At 64.4% G+C, this 17,050-nt stretch carries 16 protein-coding genes, 1 other RNA gene and 1 pseudogene; 8 read left to right on the top strand and 10 right to left on the bottom strand.

The window, feature by feature from the left end:
* Positions 1 to 89: 89 nt before the first annotated feature.
* From OKW37_RS12710 to OKW37_RS12720, 3 genes are read left to right on the top strand one after another with little or no spacing between them, the layout of a single operon-like run.
* On the top strand, positions 90 to 1,325 hold the full coding sequence (locus tag OKW37_RS12710; RefSeq protein WP_429406175.1) for a molybdopterin molybdotransferase MoeA: 1,236 nt from the start codon (positions 90 to 92) through the stop codon (positions 1,323 to 1,325).
* A gap of 45 nt (positions 1,326 to 1,370) precedes the next feature.
* Entirely contained in the window at positions 1,371 to 1,628 is a 258-nt protein-coding gene (moaD, locus tag OKW37_RS12715) for a molybdopterin converting factor subunit 1 (RefSeq protein ID WP_429406173.1), read from the top strand.
* Between the two features lie 56 nt (positions 1,629 to 1,684).
* Positions 1,685 to 2,161: a molybdenum cofactor biosynthesis protein MoaE gene (locus OKW37_RS12720; protein ID WP_090804601.1), complete on the top strand. Its 477-nt coding sequence runs from the start codon at positions 1,685 to 1,687 to the stop codon at positions 2,159 to 2,161.
* A gap of 72 nt (positions 2,162 to 2,233) precedes the next feature.
* Here OKW37_RS12720 and OKW37_RS12725 read toward each other — a convergent pair whose 3' ends face one another.
* Positions 2,234 to 2,788: a group III truncated hemoglobin gene (locus OKW37_RS12725; RefSeq protein WP_429406171.1), complete on the bottom strand. Its 555-nt coding sequence runs from the start codon at positions 2,786 to 2,788 to the stop codon at positions 2,234 to 2,236.
* A gap of 266 nt (positions 2,789 to 3,054) precedes the next feature.
* Here OKW37_RS12725 and OKW37_RS12730 point away from each other — a divergent pair, with 266 nt between their 5' ends.
* Positions 3,055 to 3,585: an Rrf2 family transcriptional regulator gene (locus OKW37_RS12730; RefSeq protein ID WP_429406169.1), complete on the top strand. Its 531-nt coding sequence runs from the start codon at positions 3,055 to 3,057 to the stop codon at positions 3,583 to 3,585.
* Between the two features lie 170 nt (positions 3,586 to 3,755).
* A complete protein-coding gene (gene clpB, locus OKW37_RS12735) occupies positions 3,756 to 6,353 on the top strand; it encodes an ATP-dependent chaperone ClpB (RefSeq protein ID WP_090804607.1) in 2,598 nt (865 codons plus the stop codon).
* A gap of 179 nt (positions 6,354 to 6,532) precedes the next feature.
* Here the strand turns inward: clpB and OKW37_RS12740 are convergent, their stop codons facing one another.
* Together OKW37_RS12740 and OKW37_RS12745 are read right to left on the bottom strand one after the other, a co-directional pair.
* On the bottom strand, positions 6,533 to 6,964 hold the full coding sequence (locus OKW37_RS12740; protein WP_018418148.1) for a YidB family protein: 432 nt from the start codon (positions 6,962 to 6,964) through the stop codon (positions 6,533 to 6,535).
* 102 nt (positions 6,965 to 7,066) lie between these two features.
* Complete coding sequence (locus OKW37_RS12745; RefSeq protein ID WP_184064883.1) at positions 7,067 to 7,642, bottom strand: ComEA family DNA-binding protein; 576 nt, start codon at positions 7,640 to 7,642, stop codon at positions 7,067 to 7,069.
* A 310-nt stretch (positions 7,643 to 7,952) separates the two neighbouring features.
* Between OKW37_RS12745 and OKW37_RS12750 the strand changes: the two genes are divergently transcribed.
* Positions 7,953 to 8,480, top strand: a complete 528-nt coding sequence (locus tag OKW37_RS12750) for a MerR family transcriptional regulator (RefSeq protein ID WP_184028972.1) — start codon at positions 7,953 to 7,955, stop codon at positions 8,478 to 8,480.
* On the top strand, positions 8,399 to 8,809 hold the full coding sequence (locus tag OKW37_RS12755) for a carboxymuconolactone decarboxylase family protein (protein ID WP_429406166.1): 411 nt from the start codon (positions 8,399 to 8,401) through the stop codon (positions 8,807 to 8,809). The genes OKW37_RS12750 and OKW37_RS12755 overlap by 82 nt, the downstream gene beginning before the upstream one ends.
* Before the next feature lie 120 nt (positions 8,810 to 8,929).
* Here OKW37_RS12755 and OKW37_RS12760 read toward each other — a convergent pair whose 3' ends face one another.
* The 7 genes and pseudogenes from OKW37_RS12760 to trxA form a co-directional block, all read right to left on the bottom strand.
* Entirely contained in the window at positions 8,930 to 10,309 is a 1,380-nt protein-coding gene (locus OKW37_RS12760) for an MATE family efflux transporter (RefSeq protein WP_429406164.1), read from the bottom strand.
* A gap of 2 nt (positions 10,310 to 10,311) precedes the next feature.
* Positions 10,312 to 12,069 carry an ArnT family glycosyltransferase gene (locus tag OKW37_RS12765; protein WP_429406162.1) on the bottom strand — a complete coding sequence of 586 codons (1,758 nt, stop codon included), beginning with the start codon at positions 12,067 to 12,069 and terminating at the stop codon, positions 10,312 to 10,314.
* 307 nt (positions 12,070 to 12,376) lie between these two features.
* Entirely contained in the window at positions 12,377 to 12,640 is a 264-nt protein-coding gene (locus OKW37_RS12770) for a type B 50S ribosomal protein L31 (protein ID WP_090804621.1), read from the bottom strand.
* Positions 12,641 to 12,820: 180 nt separating this feature from the next.
* A complete protein-coding gene (locus tag OKW37_RS12775) occupies positions 12,821 to 13,654 on the bottom strand; it encodes a zinc-dependent peptidase (protein WP_429406160.1) in 834 nt (277 codons plus the stop codon).
* 33 nt (positions 13,655 to 13,687) lie between these two features.
* A pseudogene (locus tag OKW37_RS12780) lies at positions 13,688 to 14,314 on the bottom strand (MFS transporter); the annotation flags it as partial.
* Positions 14,315 to 14,464: 150 nt separating this feature from the next.
* A complete protein-coding gene (rho, locus tag OKW37_RS12785) occupies positions 14,465 to 15,733 on the bottom strand; it encodes a transcription termination factor Rho (RefSeq protein WP_026225411.1) in 1,269 nt (422 codons plus the stop codon).
* 282 nt (positions 15,734 to 16,015) lie between these two features.
* Positions 16,016 to 16,342, bottom strand: coding sequence for a thioredoxin TrxA (gene trxA, locus OKW37_RS12790; protein WP_013089343.1), 327 nt, complete (start codon positions 16,340 to 16,342; stop codon positions 16,016 to 16,018).
* 497 nt (positions 16,343 to 16,839) lie between these two features.
* On the opposite strand from trxA, the gene ffs reads away from it, so the two are divergent.
* Positions 16,840 to 16,938, top strand: an RNA gene (gene ffs / locus OKW37_RS12795) — signal recognition particle sRNA small type.
* The last annotated feature ends 112 nt before the right edge of the window (positions 16,939 to 17,050 follow it).

Raw genomic sequence — 17,050 nt, forward strand, 5'->3', positions numbered from 1 at the left:
CGCCCAGGCTAACGGCATCGGCCGCTACAATGTTCTTTTAACCTGCGGCTTCCACCCTCCAGATGTCCACACCCACGCCCCGCGCCCCGATGCTCGCCACTGCCGATGCGCTGGCGATCCTGCTCGACGCCGCGCGCGCGCTCGACGGTATCGAAACGCTGCCGACGCTCGACGCGCTGAATCGCGTGCTCGCCACCGACGTGACGTCGCCGCTCGACGTGCCGCCGATGAACACGAGCGCGATGGACGGCTACGCGGTCCGCATCGCCGATCTCGCGCACGGTAGCCGCCTGCCGGTCTCGCAACGCATTCCGGCCGGCCATGCGCCGACGCCGCTCGCGCCCAACAGCGCGGCACGCATCTTCACCGGCGCGACGGTGCCCGCCGGCGCGGACGCGGTCGTGATGCAGGAGCAGACCGAGGCGGCTGGCGACGAGGTGACGATCGTGCATCGTCCGCAGGCGGGCGAGTGGATCACCGCACAGGGCGCCGATATTCGCGCGGGCTCGGTGATCCTGCCGGCCGGCACGCGGCTCACGCCGCAGGCGTTGGGGCTTGCCGCGTCGGTCGGATGCGCGCGGCTCGAGGTGCGCCGGCGCGTGAAGGTCGCCGTATTCTTCACCGGCGACGAACTGACGATGCCCGGCGAGCCGCTGAAGCCCGGCGCGATCTACAACTCGAATCGCTTCACGCTGCGCGGTCTGCTCGAGAAGCTCGGCTGCGACGTGGCCGACTATGGCATCGTCGCCGATCAACTCGACGCGACCCGCGCGACGCTGCGCGAAGCCGCCGAGGCGCACGATCTGATTCTCACCTGCGGCGGCGTGTCGGTCGGCGAGGAGGATCACGTGAAGCCGGCGGTGGAGGCCGAAGGGCGTCTGTCGATGTGGCAGATCGCCATGAAGCCGGGCAAGCCGCTCGCGTTCGGCGCGGTGCGGCGTGGTGCGGGTGGTGCGGGTGGTGCAAATGGGGGCGAGCCGGCCGAAACGTTTTTCATCGGCCTGCCCGGCAATCCGGTGTCGAGCTTCGTGACGTTCCTGCTGTTCGTGCGTCCGTTCGTACTGCGGCTGGCCGGCGTGCAGGCGGTCGCGCCGCGCGCGCTGTCGCTGCGCGCGGACTTCGCGCAGGGCAAGGCCGATCGCCGCAACGAGTTCCTGCGCGCGCGCGTCAACGTGGCGGGAGGGCTCGATCTGTTTGCCAATCAGAGTTCGGCCGTGTTGACGTCGACCGTGTGGGGCGACGGTCTGATCGACAATCCGCCGAACCACGCGATCAGCGCCGGCGAAACCGTGCGCTTCATTCCGTTTTCCGAACTGTTGAACTGAGGCCGGTCGTGCGCGGCATGCGCGGCGTAGACCGGCGGTATCCCGATGAAGATTGAACTCCGATATTTTGCGAGCGTGCGAGAAGCGCTCAATACGTCCGACGAAAGCGTCGAGGTGCCCGACGGCATCGCGACCGTCGGCGAGGTGCGCGCGTGGCTGCGCGTGCGTGGCGGCATCTGGGCCGAGACGCTCGCCGAAGGCCGCGCGCTGCGCATGGCCTGCAACCACGTGATGACCGGCGCGAGCACCCGCATCACCGAGGGCTGCGAGGTCGCGTTCTTTCCGCCCGTCACCGGCGGCTGAACCGCGCTCTCGCACATCACGTTCACGCCCGCGACAAAAGCCCTCAGGAGCCGTCCATGCCCGTTCGCGTCCAGACCGAAGACTTCGACCTCAGCGCCGAGGTGGCCGCGCTGCGCGCGCGCAATCCGAGGATCGGCGCGCTCGCGTGCTTCGTCGGCACCGTGCGCGATCTCAACGAGGGCAGCGCGGTCGAGACGATGGAGCTCGAGCATTATCCGGGCATGACGGAGAAGTCGCTCGAGGCGATCGTCGAGCGTGCGCGCGAACGCTGGCCGGGCATCGAGGTGCTGATCGTGCATCGCGTCGGCAAGCTGTATCCGCTCGATCAGATCGTGCTCGTTGCGACGACGGCCGCGCATCGCGGCGACGCGTTTGCGTCGTGTGAATTCGTAATGGACTATCTGAAGACCGAAGCGCCATTCTGGAAGAAGGAGAAAACCGACGCGGGCGAGCGCTGGGTCGACGCGCGCGTGACCGACGATGCCGCGCTCGCGCGCTGGGGAATCGATTCGGGAAATCGGACTCCGGAGTAAACGAGTCGCGGGCCGCGGAGTTGCGACGGCGCACGCGGCGTCTTTGTGTGAGGCGTCGGCGCCGGCCGACGTTCACTCGTCCCGCGAGCGTCCGATGATCGGCACCGGGAACGGCTCCCCAGCCGGTCGCGACGGATGCTCGCCATCGTCGTCAACGTCGCCATCTCGCGGCCGACGCTTCGGCGCCACCCGCTCGAGCAGCGCCTGCTGCTCCGGCGGGATCTTGTAATCCCAGCCGAAACGGCTCAGTTGCAGACTCTGCGCGATCCGCAGCGCCGGCTCCATGAAACGGACCGCCGCGGCCGGCTGATAGCGCGATTCGACCGTATCTAGGAACAGATACAGCCAGCGGCTGAAATGCTGCGGCTCGATGCCTTCGAGCGGCTGATGCGCCTGCTGCACGTTGCCGCGATACTGCTTCGCGCCGAGCACGAGGCTGCTCCAGAATGCGCACATCTTCGGCAGATGGTCGTCCCAGCAGCCCGCGAGCTTCGCGTCGAAGACCGGACCGAGCAGCGGGTCGGCACGCACGCGATCGTAAAAGCCATAGACGAGGTCGCGGATATTGGCGTCGGTGGGTTCGGCCGCGCGTTCGACCGGCGGCGCGGCGGGGAAAGACGGATTCATGCGGATTCCAGAAAATTGCGGTTGCCGATGACGGCTGAACTGAACCTTGACCCCCCCGTTTTTCTAACAAACGGTTGATGCGGAAAAAGCTACTATTGCTATCCGAAACAGTATTGCAGCGCGATTCGGGGAACGACGCCCGCCCGCCAGTCATGCCAGCCAGTCATGCTAGGGCGTAGCGCTCGTTCCCGGCAACCCTTGCCTCGACGCGGTTATCGGGACGTTCAAGGCACTTGCTCGCAGCCTTTCAAGCTATACCGGGACCTATGAGACTTACCGACTATACGGATTACGCGCTGCGCGTGCTGCTGTACCTCGCGGTGCGGGGCGACGGATTATCGACGATTCAGGACATTTCGCAAGCCTACGGCATCTCGAAGAACCATCTGATGAAGGTCGTGCAGCAGCTGGGCGAGCTCGGCTGGGTCGAAACCGTGCGCGGCCGCAACGGCGGCTTGCGGCTCGGCGCGCAATCGCTGTCGCTGACCGTCGGCGACGTGGTGCGGGTCACGGAAAGCGACTTTGCGCTGGTCGGCTGTCTGCCGGACCGGCAGGGCCGACAGCGGCCTTGCGTCATCACGACGCAGTGCCGGCTGCGTGGCGCGTTGCAGGCGGCGAACCTCGCTTTTCTCGCCGAGCTCGATCGTTTTACGATCGGCGAAGTCGCGCAACCGAAAAGTCCGCTCGCGGCGTTGCTCGGGTTAGGCTCCACGATTCAGATGGTGCCGCTGCCGATTACGGTGGTATCGGATAGCACGCGCGGCGGCAGTCCGGCGACGCTGGGCCACAAGAACTAGAACATCCGGCCGGCTCCCGGGTGCGCAAACCCGCCCGGCCGCGCCACTGGGGAAGGATCGCGGCAGTTCTTGCGCTCAAATGTTAAATAGTTGCGACCGAGGCCAAAAAAGCGCTTGAAACGCTAATAAAACGCCTCATTTTGGTGGTAATCGAAATTGGAGGTCTCTTGATGAGAATCGACAAACTCACCACTAAATTCCAGGAAGCGCTCGCGGACGCCCAGAGTCTGGCGGTTGGCCACGACAATCAGTACATCGAACCCGTCCACGTGCTCGCGGCACTCGTCGCGCAGCAGGACGGCTCCGCTCGCTCGCTGCTGTCGCGCGCCGGCGTGCATGTACAACCTCTACAAACCGCACTGAACGACGCGGTCACGCGGCTGCCCCAAGTGCAAGGCACCGATGGCAACGTGCAGATCGGCCGCGAACTGACCGGTCTGTTGAACCAGGCCGACAAGGAAGCGCAGAAGCTCAACGACACGTTCGTCGCGAGCGAAATGTTCCTGCTCGCGGTCGCCGACGACAAAGGCGAGGCCGGCCGTCTCGCGCGCGAGCATGGGTTGTCGCGCAAGGCGCTCGAAACCGCGATCGCCGCGGTGCGCGGCGGCTCGCAGGTGCATAGCCAGGACGCCGAAAGCCAGCGCGAAGCGCTGAAGAAATACACGATCGACCTGACCGAGCGCGCCCGCGCAGGCAAGCTCGACCCCGTGATCGGCCGCGACGACGAAATCCGCCGTTCCATTCAGATCCTGCAGCGCCGCACCAAGAACAACCCGGTGCTGATCGGCGAGCCGGGCGTCGGCAAGACCGCGATCGTCGAGGGGCTCGCGCAGCGCATCGTCAACGGCGAGGTGCCGGAAACGCTGAAGAACAAGCGCGTGCTGTCGCTCGACATGGCCGCGCTGCTCGCGGGCGCCAAGTATCGCGGCGAGTTCGAGGAGCGCCTGAAGGCGGTGCTCAACGACATCGCGAAGGACGAAGGGCAAACCATCGTCTTCATCGACGAGATTCACACGATGGTCGGCGCCGGCAAGGCCGAAGGCGCGATGGACGCGGGCAACATGCTGAAGCCGGCGCTCTCGCGCGGCGAGCTGCATTGCGTCGGCGCGACCACGCTCGACGAATACCGCAAGTACATCGAAAAGGATGCCGCGCTCGAGCGCCGTTTCCAGAAGGTGCTGGTGGACGAGCCGTCGGTCGAGGCGACCATCGCGATCCTGCGCGGTCTGCAGGAGCGCTATGAGCTGCACCACGGCGTCGACATCACCGACCCGGCGATCGTCGCGGCCGCCGAGCTGTCACATCGTTACATCACGGACCGCTTCCTGCCCGACAAGGCGATCGATCTGATCGACGAAGCCGCGTCGAAGATCAAGATGGAAATCGACTCGAAGCCGGAGGAGATGGATCGGCTCGACCGTCGTCTGATCCAGTTGAAGATCGAACGCGAAGCAGTGAAGAAGGAGAAGGACGAAGCGTCGCAGAAGCGTCTGCAACTGATCGAAGAGGAAATCGAGCGGCTCAACCGCGAATATTCGGACCTCGATGAAATCTGGACCGCGGAAAAAGCGGCGGTGCAGGGCAGCGCGCAGCTGAAGGAAGAGATCGAGAAGACGCGTGCGGAAATCGTGCGTCTGCAGCGTGAGGGCAAGCTCGAGAAGGTGGCCGAATTGCAGTACGGCAAGCTGCCGGGTCTCGAGGCGCAGCTGAAGGAAGTCACGCGCGCCGAGGCCGAGGAGCAGAACAGTCCGAAGCGTCCGCGTCTGTTGCGCACGCAGGTCGGCGCGGAAGAAATCGCCGAGGTCGTGTCGCGGGCCACCGGCATTCCGGTGTCGCGCATGATGCAGGGCGAGCGCGAAAAGCTGCTGCAGATCGAGTCGAAGCTGCATGAGCGCGTGGTCGGCCAGGACGAGGCGATCAGCGCGGTCGCCGATGCGATTCGCCGCTCGCGCGCGGGTCTGTCGGACCCGAACCGTCCGTATGGCTCGTTCCTGTTCCTCGGGCCGACCGGCGTCGGCAAGACCGAGCTGTGCAAGGCGTTGGCGTCGTTCCTGTTCGATTCGGAAGAGCATCTCATCCGTATCGACATGAGCGAGTTCATGGAGAAGCACAGCGTCGCGCGTCTGATCGGCGCGCCGCCGGGTTACGTCGGCTACGAGGAGGGCGGTTATCTGACCGAGGCCGTGCGCCGCAAGCCGTATAGCGTGATCCTGCTCGACGAAATCGAGAAGGCGCATCCGGACGTGTTCAACGTGCTGCTGCAGGTGCTCGACGACGGCCGCATGACCGATGGCCAGGGCCGCACCGTCGACTTCAAGAACACGGTGATCGTGATGACCTCGAACCTCGGTTCGCAGGTCATCCAGGCGATGGTCGGCGAGCCGCAGGAAGCCGTGAAGGACGCCGTGTGGGAAGAGGTGAAGCTGCACTTCCGGCCCGAGTTCCTGAACCGGATCGACGACGTCGTCGTGTTCCATGCGCTCGATCGCTCGAACATCCAGTCGATCGCGCGGATCCAGTTGCAGCGTCTGCACGAGCGGCTCGCGAAGCTCGACATGCAGCTGGTGGTGTCGGACGCGGCGCTCGAGCACATTGGCAAGGTCGGCTACGACCCGCTGTTCGGTGCGCGGCCGCTGAAGCGCGCGATCCAGCAGGAGATCGAGAACCCGATCGCGAAGCTGATTCTGGCCGGCAAGTTCGGTCCGAAGGATGTAATTCCGGTCGAAGTGGACGACGGCAAGCTGCTGTTCGAGCGCGTCGTGCACTGAAGGCGATGGCTTGATGATGTTAAGGGACGACGGCAGGCGAGTCGTTCCCGCCAACGTTAAGAAACCGGCAACGAAGGTGACTTCGTTGCCGGTTTTCTTTTGCCCGCCGATTTCAAACCGGTGGCATCACCGTGGAGCGAAGGTCTCTGCAAGCCGCCAGCGCATGGCGCACAGCGTGCTTAAGCGTTGCCCTTGTTGCCGAGCAGCGCCGATAGGCCGCCGAGCGCGCCGAGCACCGTGGTCGCGTTCAGCTTGCCATCGGCCGGCACTTCGCCTTCCGGCGTGGCCGCGTTGACGACGTGCGGCAGGATCTGCGACAGCAGACCCGTCACCTGATCCGGCTGGACGCCGGCCTTGGCGGCGAGACCGGTCACGGCTTCCGAGCCCAGCACGTTATGCAGCGCGTCGGGTGCGATCGGCTGGTTTTCTCCATTGCCGACCCACGACGACACGACGTCGCCGAGGCCTTTTTCCTGGAAGCGCTGGATCAGGCCGTTCAGGCCACCAGGCTGGTTGTTGACGAATTCGAGCGCGGCGGCGATCAGCGCTTGCTGGCCGCCGCCTTCTGGCGATTTGCCAAGCAGGGAACCGATGGTGTCGAGTAGGCTCATGACGGTCTCTCTTCAATGCCGGCGCGTATGACGGCCGGGCGGGTGACGTCGACGCGCGGTTGCGCGTCGCGGTGAAACGCAAGGGCGGCAGCCCCGCCGGGCTCAAGCGCCGGACGCAGCCGCGGCGGATGCCGCCTTGCTCTTCTTCGCTTTCTTCTTCGAAGCCTTGGTGCCGGACGCGTCGGCCGGTGCGCTAGCCGCGACGGCCGGAGCCGAAGCGGCTGCCGCTTCGGATGCTGCGGCCTTGTCCTTCTTCTTCGACTTCGACGGCTTCGCGGCCGAGGCGGGGGCAGCCGCGGCCGGCGCTGCCGTCGTGGCAGCGGGCGCGGCGGCGGTGGTTGCCGCGGGAGCCGCCGGTGTGGTCTTCGTGGCCGGCTTGGTGGACGTCTTCGCGCCGGTCGGCGGTGCCGACGAGCCGTTGATCGTCAGTCCGGCCGCTTCGAGGTTCTCGACCGATTTCTGGCCGATGCCCTTCACACGCGCGGCGAGATCGTCGGCGTTCTTGAACGGGCCGTTTTTGGCGCGTTCGTCGACAATCGCTTTCGCATGCACGGGGCCGATGCCCTTGACCGATTCGAGCGCGGCCTGATCGGCGGTATTCACTTCCACGGCCGCGGCAAATCCGGCCGACAGCGACAAAGCCACAGCGACGCAAAGCATGAAAAGCTTCTTCAGCATGGCAAGCACTCCATTGAGGGCAAAAAGTTAGCCGGGAACGGACGACCTATCCTGTCAGCGGGCGCTGCGTTTAAGCATAGGACAAATCGCAGGCCCGATTTGAGATAGCGGACGATTTATACCGATCGATTGATGACAAGTAAATCCACCACACAATATTTAAAGCTTTTAGCGGCATGCAGTGCCGGTGAATTTATCGGTCGATATCGATCGCGATAACTCGTCTGCGATAAAGAATGAGCAACGCAAAGGAATGACAGCGTCCGACGCTTGACTTAGAGTGCACTCGAAGTCCTAACCTGAGTCCGTCATGTCGAAACACTCAACCGCGCTCACCATCGGTCAGGTCGCCGGAACGATCGGCGTGTCCACGCACACGCTGCGCTATTACGAACAGGCCGGCCTGATCCGGCCGGTCGGACGCACGCAGACGGGGCACCGGCTGTACTCGCCGGCCGATCTCGACTGGTTGCGCTTCGTGATGCGTCTGAAGGCAACGGGCATGTCGATCTCCGGCATGCAGCAGATCGCCGCGCTGCGCGCGCAAGGCCATCCGACGATGCGCGCACGCCGCGACCTGCTGGTTGCGCATCGCACCGCGCTGCTCGCGCGGATCGCCGATCTGCAGAGCAACCTCGGCGCGATCGACGACAAGATCGCGTACTACGAGGCGGCCACGAGCGGCGCGCTTGAGCCCGATCCGGCACGACAGGACGACGAAGCCTCGTCGCCCTCACACCCCGACAAGGACTCGCAATGGACTACGCACACAACGACCGCTACGCGCGGGGCTGGGACAAGCTCAGGGAAATCGACGGTTCGGCGGGCGAGCAGGTAATCGCCGCGCTCGCGCCAGTCGCGCCGGAATTCGGACGCCTGTTGATTGAATTCGGCTTCGGCGACATCTACAGCCGGCCGCAGCTCGATCTGCGCACGCGTGAGATTGCGACGATCGCATCGCTCGCGACCCTCGGCTGCGCGCAGCCGCAGCTGAAGGTACATATCGAGGCGGCGCTGAACGTCGGCTGCACGCGCGAGCAGATCGTCGAGGTGTTCATACAGATGTCGCTTTATGCGGGCTTTCCGGCCGCGCTCAATGCGCTGTTTGCGGCGCGGGAAATTTTCGAGGCCAAGGATCGGGAGGGGCAGGCCGCATACGCGGCGTGAGCGGGCTGAGCTGCGTGGAAAAGGAAAGGCGGATGCAGAACAGGTCGTCTCTCACCCCGGCTTGGGCGCAACTGACGGTCCGGTCGGTGCTATTCGTGGCCTTCCCAACCCTCCATCCCCTCAAACAGCCGAATCAACCAGCGCCGCCGCGGCCTCGCGCAAATAGCGCTGGCTCACGATTCGCCAATACACGAGCAAGCCGAGCCCGGCAATCGCGAGACTTGCGGTATTCGCGACCCAGAAGCCGCGCGCGCCGGTCAGCCAGGGCGGCGTGAGGCCGGTCGTATCGAAGCCGAGCGCATAGCCGCCGCCGAGCCCGACTCCCCACAGCGCCACCGCATAGATGATGGTCGGCACGACCGCGACCTTGTAGGCGCGCAGCACGAACGCGGTCGAGATCTGCAACGCGTCGAACAGGTGGTAGCAGGCGACGATCAGCACCAGCGGCAACGCCTTCGCCGCCACCTGCGCGTTCGTCGTATAGCCGGCGACGATATACGGCCGCAGCACGAGCACGAGCGCGCCATAGCAGCACGCGATCGCAACCGCCATCGCGATGCCGTGACGCGACAGCGTGCGCGCCGCCTGCGGCCGATGCGCGCCGAGCGCCTGCGCGACCAGCGTCGACGACGCGATGCCGATCGACAGCGGCGTCATATAGAGCACCGCGCCGACGTTGCCGGCGATCTGATGTCCGGCGAGTGTCGTCGTGCCGAAACGCGCGATGAAAAGCGCCATGAAGGTGTACGACGTGACCTCGATCAGATACGACAGCCCCATTGGAATACCGAGCCGCAGTTGCGCGGCCTGGCGCTTCCAGACCGGCCAGCAGAAGTGCGTGAAGATGCCGAGTGCCTTGAAATCGTCGACGCGCGCGAGCAGCAGCATGCCGAGCGCCGCGAGTGCCCAGTTGAGCAGCGTGCTCGCGAGCGCGCAGCCCGGACCGCCCAGCGCGGGCACGCCGAGGCCGCCGAAAATGAACCAGGTATTGAGCGGAATTTTCAGCAGCAGCGCGGCGACCTGCAGGAACATCACGAGCCGCGGTTTGGCGAGCGCATTGGCAACGGAGCCGTAGACCCGGAAGGCGAGGCCGGCGGGCAGCCCGAACGCGAGAATCCGCAGGTACGCGAGCGTGCGCTCGTGCAGCGCGTCGGGCACCCGCGACAACGCCAGCAGCGGTCCGGGGAAGAACAGGATCAGAAAGCCGATCACGGTCAGCGCGGCGGCAAGCCACCATGACTGGCGGACCTCTTCGCCGATCTCGCCGTAGCGACGCGCGCCGTACAGCTGCGCGGTTATCGGCTGCAGCGCGGTCAGGATGCCGGTCAGGCCGATATAGACCGAGACGTAGATCGACGAGCCGAGGCCGAGCGCGGCCAGATCGACGGCCGAGTAGCGCCCGACCATCGCCGTGTCGATCACGCCGAACGCGATGATGGCCAACTGGCCGATCAATACGGGCCACGCGAGCGCGGCGATCTTCCGTACGTCGGCGAACATGGTCAGTCGCGCTTCTTGTGCCAGTTGCGGCGCTTGCCGGGCGGCGGCTTGGGACGGTCGATGCGCACGTACAGGCGGAAGCGCTCGTCGCGGTCGGCGGCGCGGCGGCCTTCCCACACGAGCTTCCAGATGTAGTCGGGCATCGCGCTCGGGTTGCCGTAGTCCTGCGAGTCCTGACGCAGGATCACGTCGCAGTCCTGGTCGAACGAGAAATGCATGTCGCCGAAATACGCGAATGTCGCGATCTGCGCATTGCCGAGACGGACCGGCGCGATGCACGTGTAGTCATCGGGCAAGTGGGCGGCGATCTGCTGCGCGACGTCGCGATAGGTCCGGCTGTAGTTGACGACCGGCAGCCACAGCGTCATCAGCAACACCCACATCAGCGTGGTGCCGGCGCTCGACAGCACGACGCTGCGCCACAGCACCTTCGGATGACGCGCGAGGCGCCAGCGCACCAGCAGGAACCAGCACACGGTCACCGCGACCGCGCACACGAACGACAGAATCTTGAACTGCGGCACGAAGCCGGGCGCGAGTCGCGCGAGATTGCGCGCGAGCGGATGCGGAAAGCCGGTCAGGCCTGCCACATACACGAGCCATACGAAGCTGCCGAGGATCGTGAAGCTCAGCAGCGCGAACCAGTCGATCGCGTTGATCGCGCCGCGCTTGAGCGTCGGCAGCGCGAAAGTGGCGAGCACCGCGAGCGGCGGCAGCAGCAGCATGTAGAGTCGGTTCGACTGATGGCTTTGCAGCACGACGAGCACGAACAGCGGCCCGATCACCGACAGCGGAATCGCCACGTGCGGCGCGCGCCGCAGTCCCTGCCAGCTGAACCACGACCACAGCGCGAGTGGCCAGGCGGGCCATGTGAAGAGCGGCAGGTTTTTCAGCGCATACGCGGCGACCGAGCCGGGCGGGCCCGCGAACGAACTCAGGCTCACGTGCAGCCACTGGTTCAGATACCAGACAGCGTCGTCCGGGAACGCGGTGAGCGCGATGATCGGCCACGACACCGCGAGCACGAGCGCCACGGGCAGACCCGCGAGCAGCAGCCAGCGCGATCGCGTTTCGCGTACGATCAGTGTCATCGCGAGCGTGCCGAGCAGCAGCGCGCCGACCAGCACCGGGCTGCTCGCGAGTGTGACGAGGCCGATCGCGAGACCCCAGATCAGCGCGCCCTGAATCGGCTTGTCGATCATGCGCACGAGGCCGTACACGAGCATCGCGATGCAGACGAACTGCGCGAGCTGCGGCGTGGTCTCGTGACCGCGCTCGGCGAGGCCGAAGCACGCGAGCAGGATCAGCAGTGCGCCATCGGCGAGCGTGCGGCCATAGTCGCGCGGTTCCGGCTCGCCGCCGAACGCATATTTGAATGGCTGCACTTCGGGACGCCGGCCGAGCAGATACGCCGCGTACCAGACGAACGCACAGCCCGCGCAGAACAGCAGGCCCGTGAACACGCGCGACGCGTTGCTCGCGTCGACCCACGGTGCGAGGACGCGGATCGCGCTCGCGCCGAGCCAGTAGCCGAGCGGGCCGTCCTCGGTCAGATATTTGCCGACCAGATTCGGCAGCAGCCAGTCGTGCGCGCCGCCGTTCGCCATCGTCCACATCACACCAAAGCCGGCTGCGTCCTCGTTCTTCCACGGATCGCGGCCGAACAGGCCGAACGAGGCGTAGACGATACAGATGGCCAGCAGCAGCCAGCGCGGCAACGCACTGGTCGCAGAGGCAGTGAGGCGAACGACAGGTCTCATGCGGTGTGTGGAGTCTGGATAAACGATGCAGCCGGAGCGGCCCGGCAGGTCAGGGCGCGAGGGCCCGTTTCGAGCATCCGGCATTGTAGTCGTGCCGTGCGATGCACGTCACGGCCGGTAACGCCCGGCAACGTCAACGGACAAGCTGTAACACAGTGTCGCGAAAGCGCGGCGTGCTACTTCCGGCTGAAGGCTTCGCGCGGCGTGCGACCCAGCGGGCGCACAAGCGCAGGCGACAAAAAAGGGCAGCTCGCGCTGCCCTTTCTGTTTGCTCCGTTGCCGGCCGGCAGCCGGCACCGTTGCGGTATTACTTTACTGCCTTGCCCGAAGCACGTGCGCCGAACTTCTTGTTGAACTTCTCGACGCGGCCGGCCGTGTCCATGATCTTTTGCTGGCCGGTGTAGAACGGATGCGATTCCGACGACACTTCGATCTTCGCGAGCGGGTAGGTCTTGCCGTTGAATTCCGCGGTTTCGCGCGTCTGGATGGTCGAGCGCGTCACGAACCTGAAGTCGTTCGACATGTCGACGAACAGGACTTCGCGGTAATTCGGGTGAATGCCTTCTTTCATGGTCTTTCCTTTAATCTGGCGGTAGCCAACCCGCGTGCAGCCTCGAATGGGACTGCCTTCAGGCGCGAGCCACTTGCCTACGGTCGAAAAACCGCGATTATGCCAGAAAATCAGTCGCTTGGCGATTTTTCTGCCAGCGGATTCTATTGCGGCGCAAGCGGCGCCCACATTCGCGGCGTCTCAAATGGGCATGAACGTCAAACCGACGCGCGCTGGATCTTGCCGGTAGTAGCGCGCGAGCAGTCGGTACAGTTCCGGATACTCCGCCTCGAACGCTTGGGGCCGCACGAACAGCGCCTCGCTGCATACGGCAAAAAATTCCGACGGATGGTCCGCCGCATACGGATCGATCAGCGACTCGCGTTCGAAACGCGCCCAGCGTCGCTCGGGCACCGCGTCGACTTTCGCACAGAAGTGATCGTATGCATGGTCGAACACATCGGCCCATGCCTGCGCATCGAGCGGCGCGTGCCAGCGGCGCATCAGCGGCGGGTGGCCATCCGCTTCGCCGTTGAGCATGTCGATCTTGTGCGCGAACTCGTGGATCACGACGTTGTATGCGTCGCTGCCATCGGTCATCTGCGCGTCTTCCCACGACAGCACCACCGGGCCGCCTTCCCACGCCTCGCCGCTGGCGTCGTGTTCGATCTCGTGCACGACGCCATCTTCGTCCTCAACGGTCTTGCGGATCACGAACTCGCCCGGATAGACGATCACGCCGACCCAGCCGCGATACAGATCGAGGCTCAGGTTCAGCACCGGCAGGCACGCCTGCGCGGCGATGCCGACCGTCATCGCATCGGTCAGCTCGAGCTCGTGCGCGGTCGAGAACTCCTTCTGCGCGAGGAAGAGAGTCGTCATCTCGCGCAGCCGCGCGAGATCCGGCGCTTCCAGATGCGTGAGAAAGGGTAGGCCGGCGAGTATCGTCTGCCACAAGGAATCGTCGATCGCGTAGTCGCGCAGCGCGCGCTCGCGACGCCGTGCGCCCAGCCAGTTCGTGAGTTTCGACAGCATGCTTGGAGCCCACCTTCAGTCGATCTGTTTTTGCTACGCGGCGAACGGGCCGCCGCATATCGCGACGCCGATCAGAAAATAGAAACCGTCGAGCGACGCGAGCAAACTGGCCTGCTGCCCAATCGACCGGCTGATCGACGCGATCGCGAGCGCGTGCGCTTCGCTCGCCGCATGACCGGCGGCGGCGGAGCCGCGCGCCAGCGTCGCGAGCGTGTCCTGGTAGACCGGATTGTACGGATTCACGGACACCGCGAGGCGACTTTGATGCAGCGCGAGCCGGTGCTGCTCGACGATGATCACCGAGGCGGTCGCGAAGGAGATGGTCAACTGCCGGACGATGTTTTTCAGCCGGTAGCAGTGCGTGAACTCCTCCTCGATCAAGAAGATGCTGCACGTCAGATTCGCGACCGGCGGCACGATGAACAGCAACAGCAGGCCGCGCAGCAGCAGCGGCAGGGCGAGCGCCGCCTCGCCGACGTCCGGCGACATGCGTGTGATCCACCCGGCGGCGAACGCGGCCACCCCGAAGCCCGGCACGATGATCCACTTCTTGCGCGGCAGCAGCTTCGCAAAACGCAGATAGACGAACAGCGCGCTCGCCGAAATCAGCGACGTGGCGCCGACGAGCCGCCCGGTGTTCTCGACGGGATAGCCGAGGCCCCTCCGAGAAACCGCGTGTACGTTCACGCTGATGTTGAGGCGGCGCATTGTCTCTGCGGACGATGGACGAAAAAAAACCGCTCGCAGTTTGCGAGCGGTTTTTCATGCGTTGCAGTTGCCGACTAATACGGCCAGCACGAACGTCGCGCGTTAGCTGCCGCCGCCACGACGCATCATGTCGAAGAACTCGGAATTGCTCTTCGTCTGGCGGATCTTGTCGAGCAGGAATTCCATCGACTCGACTTCGTCCATGTCGTGAATGAACTTGCGCAGTACCCAGATCTTCTGCAGCGCTTCGGGCTTGATCAGCAGCTCTTCGCGGCGCGTGCCCGACTTGTTCAGGTTGATTGACGGGTAGACGCGCTTCTCGGCGAGACGGCGTTCGAGGTGCACTTCCATGTTGCCGGTGCCCTTGAACTCTTCGTAGATCACATCATCCATGCGGCTGCCGGTTTCGATCAGCGCCGTGCCGATGATGGTCAGCGATCCGCCTTCCTCGATGTTGCGCGCCGCGCCGAAGAACCGCTTCGGGCGCTGCAGCGCGTTCGCGTCGACACCACCCGTCAGCACCTTGCCCGAGGCCGGTACCACAGTGTTGTAAGCGCGCGCGAGACGCGTGATCGAGTCGAGCAGAATCACGACGTCGTTCTTCATTTCGACGAGGCGCTTGGCCTTCTCGATCACCATTTCGGCGACCTGCACGTGACGCGCGGCGGGTTCGTCGAACGTTGAGGCGATCACTTCGCCGGCCACCGAACGCTGCATTTCCGTCACTTCCTCCGGACGCTCGTCGATCAGCAGCACGAACAGCACGACGTCGGGATGGTTCTGCTTGATCGCGTGCGCGATGTGCTGAAGCATCACGGTCTTGCCCGACTTCGGCGACGCGACGAGCAGGCCGCGCTGGCCCTTGCCGATCGGCGCGATCATGTCGATGATGCGGCCGGTCACATTCTCTTCGCCACGCATTTCACGTTCGAGCAGCAGCACCTTGTTCGGGTGCAGCGGCGTCAGGTTTTCGAACATGATCTTGTGCTTCGAGGCCTCCGGCGGCTGGCCGTTGACCTTGTCCACCTTCACCAGCGCGAAATAGCGTTCGCCGTCTTTCGGCGTGCGCACCTCGCCTTCGATCGTGTCGCCCGTATGCAGATTGAAGCGGCGGATTTGCGACGGGCTGATGTAGATGTCATCCGTGCTGGCGAGGTAGGAGGTTTCCGGCGAACGCAGGAAGCCGAAACCGTCCGGCAGCACTTCGAGGGTGCCGTCGCCGAAGATCGTGTCGCCCGCTTTGGCTCGTTTTTTTAGAATGGCGAACATCAATTCCTGCTTGCGCAGGCGGTTCGCGCTTTCGATCTCGAGGCCATTGGCCATCTCGATCAATTGGGACACGTGCAGAGTCTTAAGCTCGGATAAATGCATACGGAGAACCCGCAGGAGAAGGTGCGACGAAATGAAATCTGGGAGGAGGGGTGAGCGGAACCGCTCAAAGACTTACACGTCTTTTCGACGTTTTGTGGATTCTAGCATAGCACACGCCAATCTAAGCCAGTGCGGCAGCGTGGCATCTTTGTTGCAAAGCGTGTTGCCAGCTGACAACACGCTTGACCGGCGGGCGCGGTGGTTTGCTCACCCGATGCGCCCGATTCTCCAACTGCCTGCGGCGCGCGATGGACCCGCGAGCGCCGCGGCGTACTGCTTGCTTTACAGGTTGCCGTCGAGGAACGCGGTGAGTTGCGACTTCGACAGAGCTCCGACCTTCTGAGCGGCAACGGCGCCGTTCTTGAACAGGATCAATGTGGGGATGCCGCGCACGCCAAACTTGACCGGCGTGGACTGATGCTCGTCGACATTGATCTTCGCGACTTGCAGGCGATCGGCGTAGTCCTTCGCGACCTCGTCGAGGATCGGCGCGATCATCTTGCACGGACCGCACCATTCGGCCCAGAAATCGAGCAGCACGGGTTTATCGGATTTCACGACGTCCTGTTCGAATGATGCGTCGCTAATATGCTTGATTTGTTCGCTCATTTATGAATACCTCTGTCGGTTCGAGGCCCGCCTGAATTGCTCGCCACGATACGTCAAAAACTGGGAAAACTTCTGTTCGCTTTGCCGCATCCGGAGCCTCGCCGCGCATGCCTGTGAAAATCAGAAAAACCGCCGGATTTTCACGCAATGCACGGAAAGAGTCGCGTATGCGGGTCTTTCAACTGGCAGTGTAGCTTAATTCGCTATGCGTTGCCGATGGCGATAGTACTCATCAAGGCAGTGGGGCTAATAGGCCACCGCCGCAGCGTCGGCCGGTTTCTGCGGCTCACGGCGACCGCGTTGCAATCTAAATGGTGTCGCGCGCGGCGAACTCAAGTGACGCGCGTGGCGGGCGTCGCCGCGGTGGCCGGGAGGGTGTCTGGCGGCGTGCAGAAAGCGGCCGCAAACCGCGCGAAGCCGTTCGAAGCGGAGCGTCGTTCGCGCTTTGCCCGTGTCAACAGTCGCACAATGCGCGCGGCAATGATAGAATCCTTCGTGACGGGCCTCCTCGCATGGAGGGATGGTCAATCTGGTCAGGTCGGGAACGAAGCAGCCACAGCCGTTTTCCACCAGTGCCGAGGGTCGGGCTCGTCACCTTTCCTTGCTTTTTTCTCCGCGGCCGTGCTCACGGCTTCTGCGCAGTTTCTCCTCAGTCATTCCCAGCTTTTGTATTGATCGTTCGCCGTCTTCGGATGGAGCGTCGTCGTG

Source organism: Paraburkholderia sp. MM5482-R2 (assembly GCF_050436125.1).
Classification (GTDB): domain Bacteria; phylum Pseudomonadota; class Gammaproteobacteria; order Burkholderiales; family Burkholderiaceae; genus Paraburkholderia; species Paraburkholderia tuberum.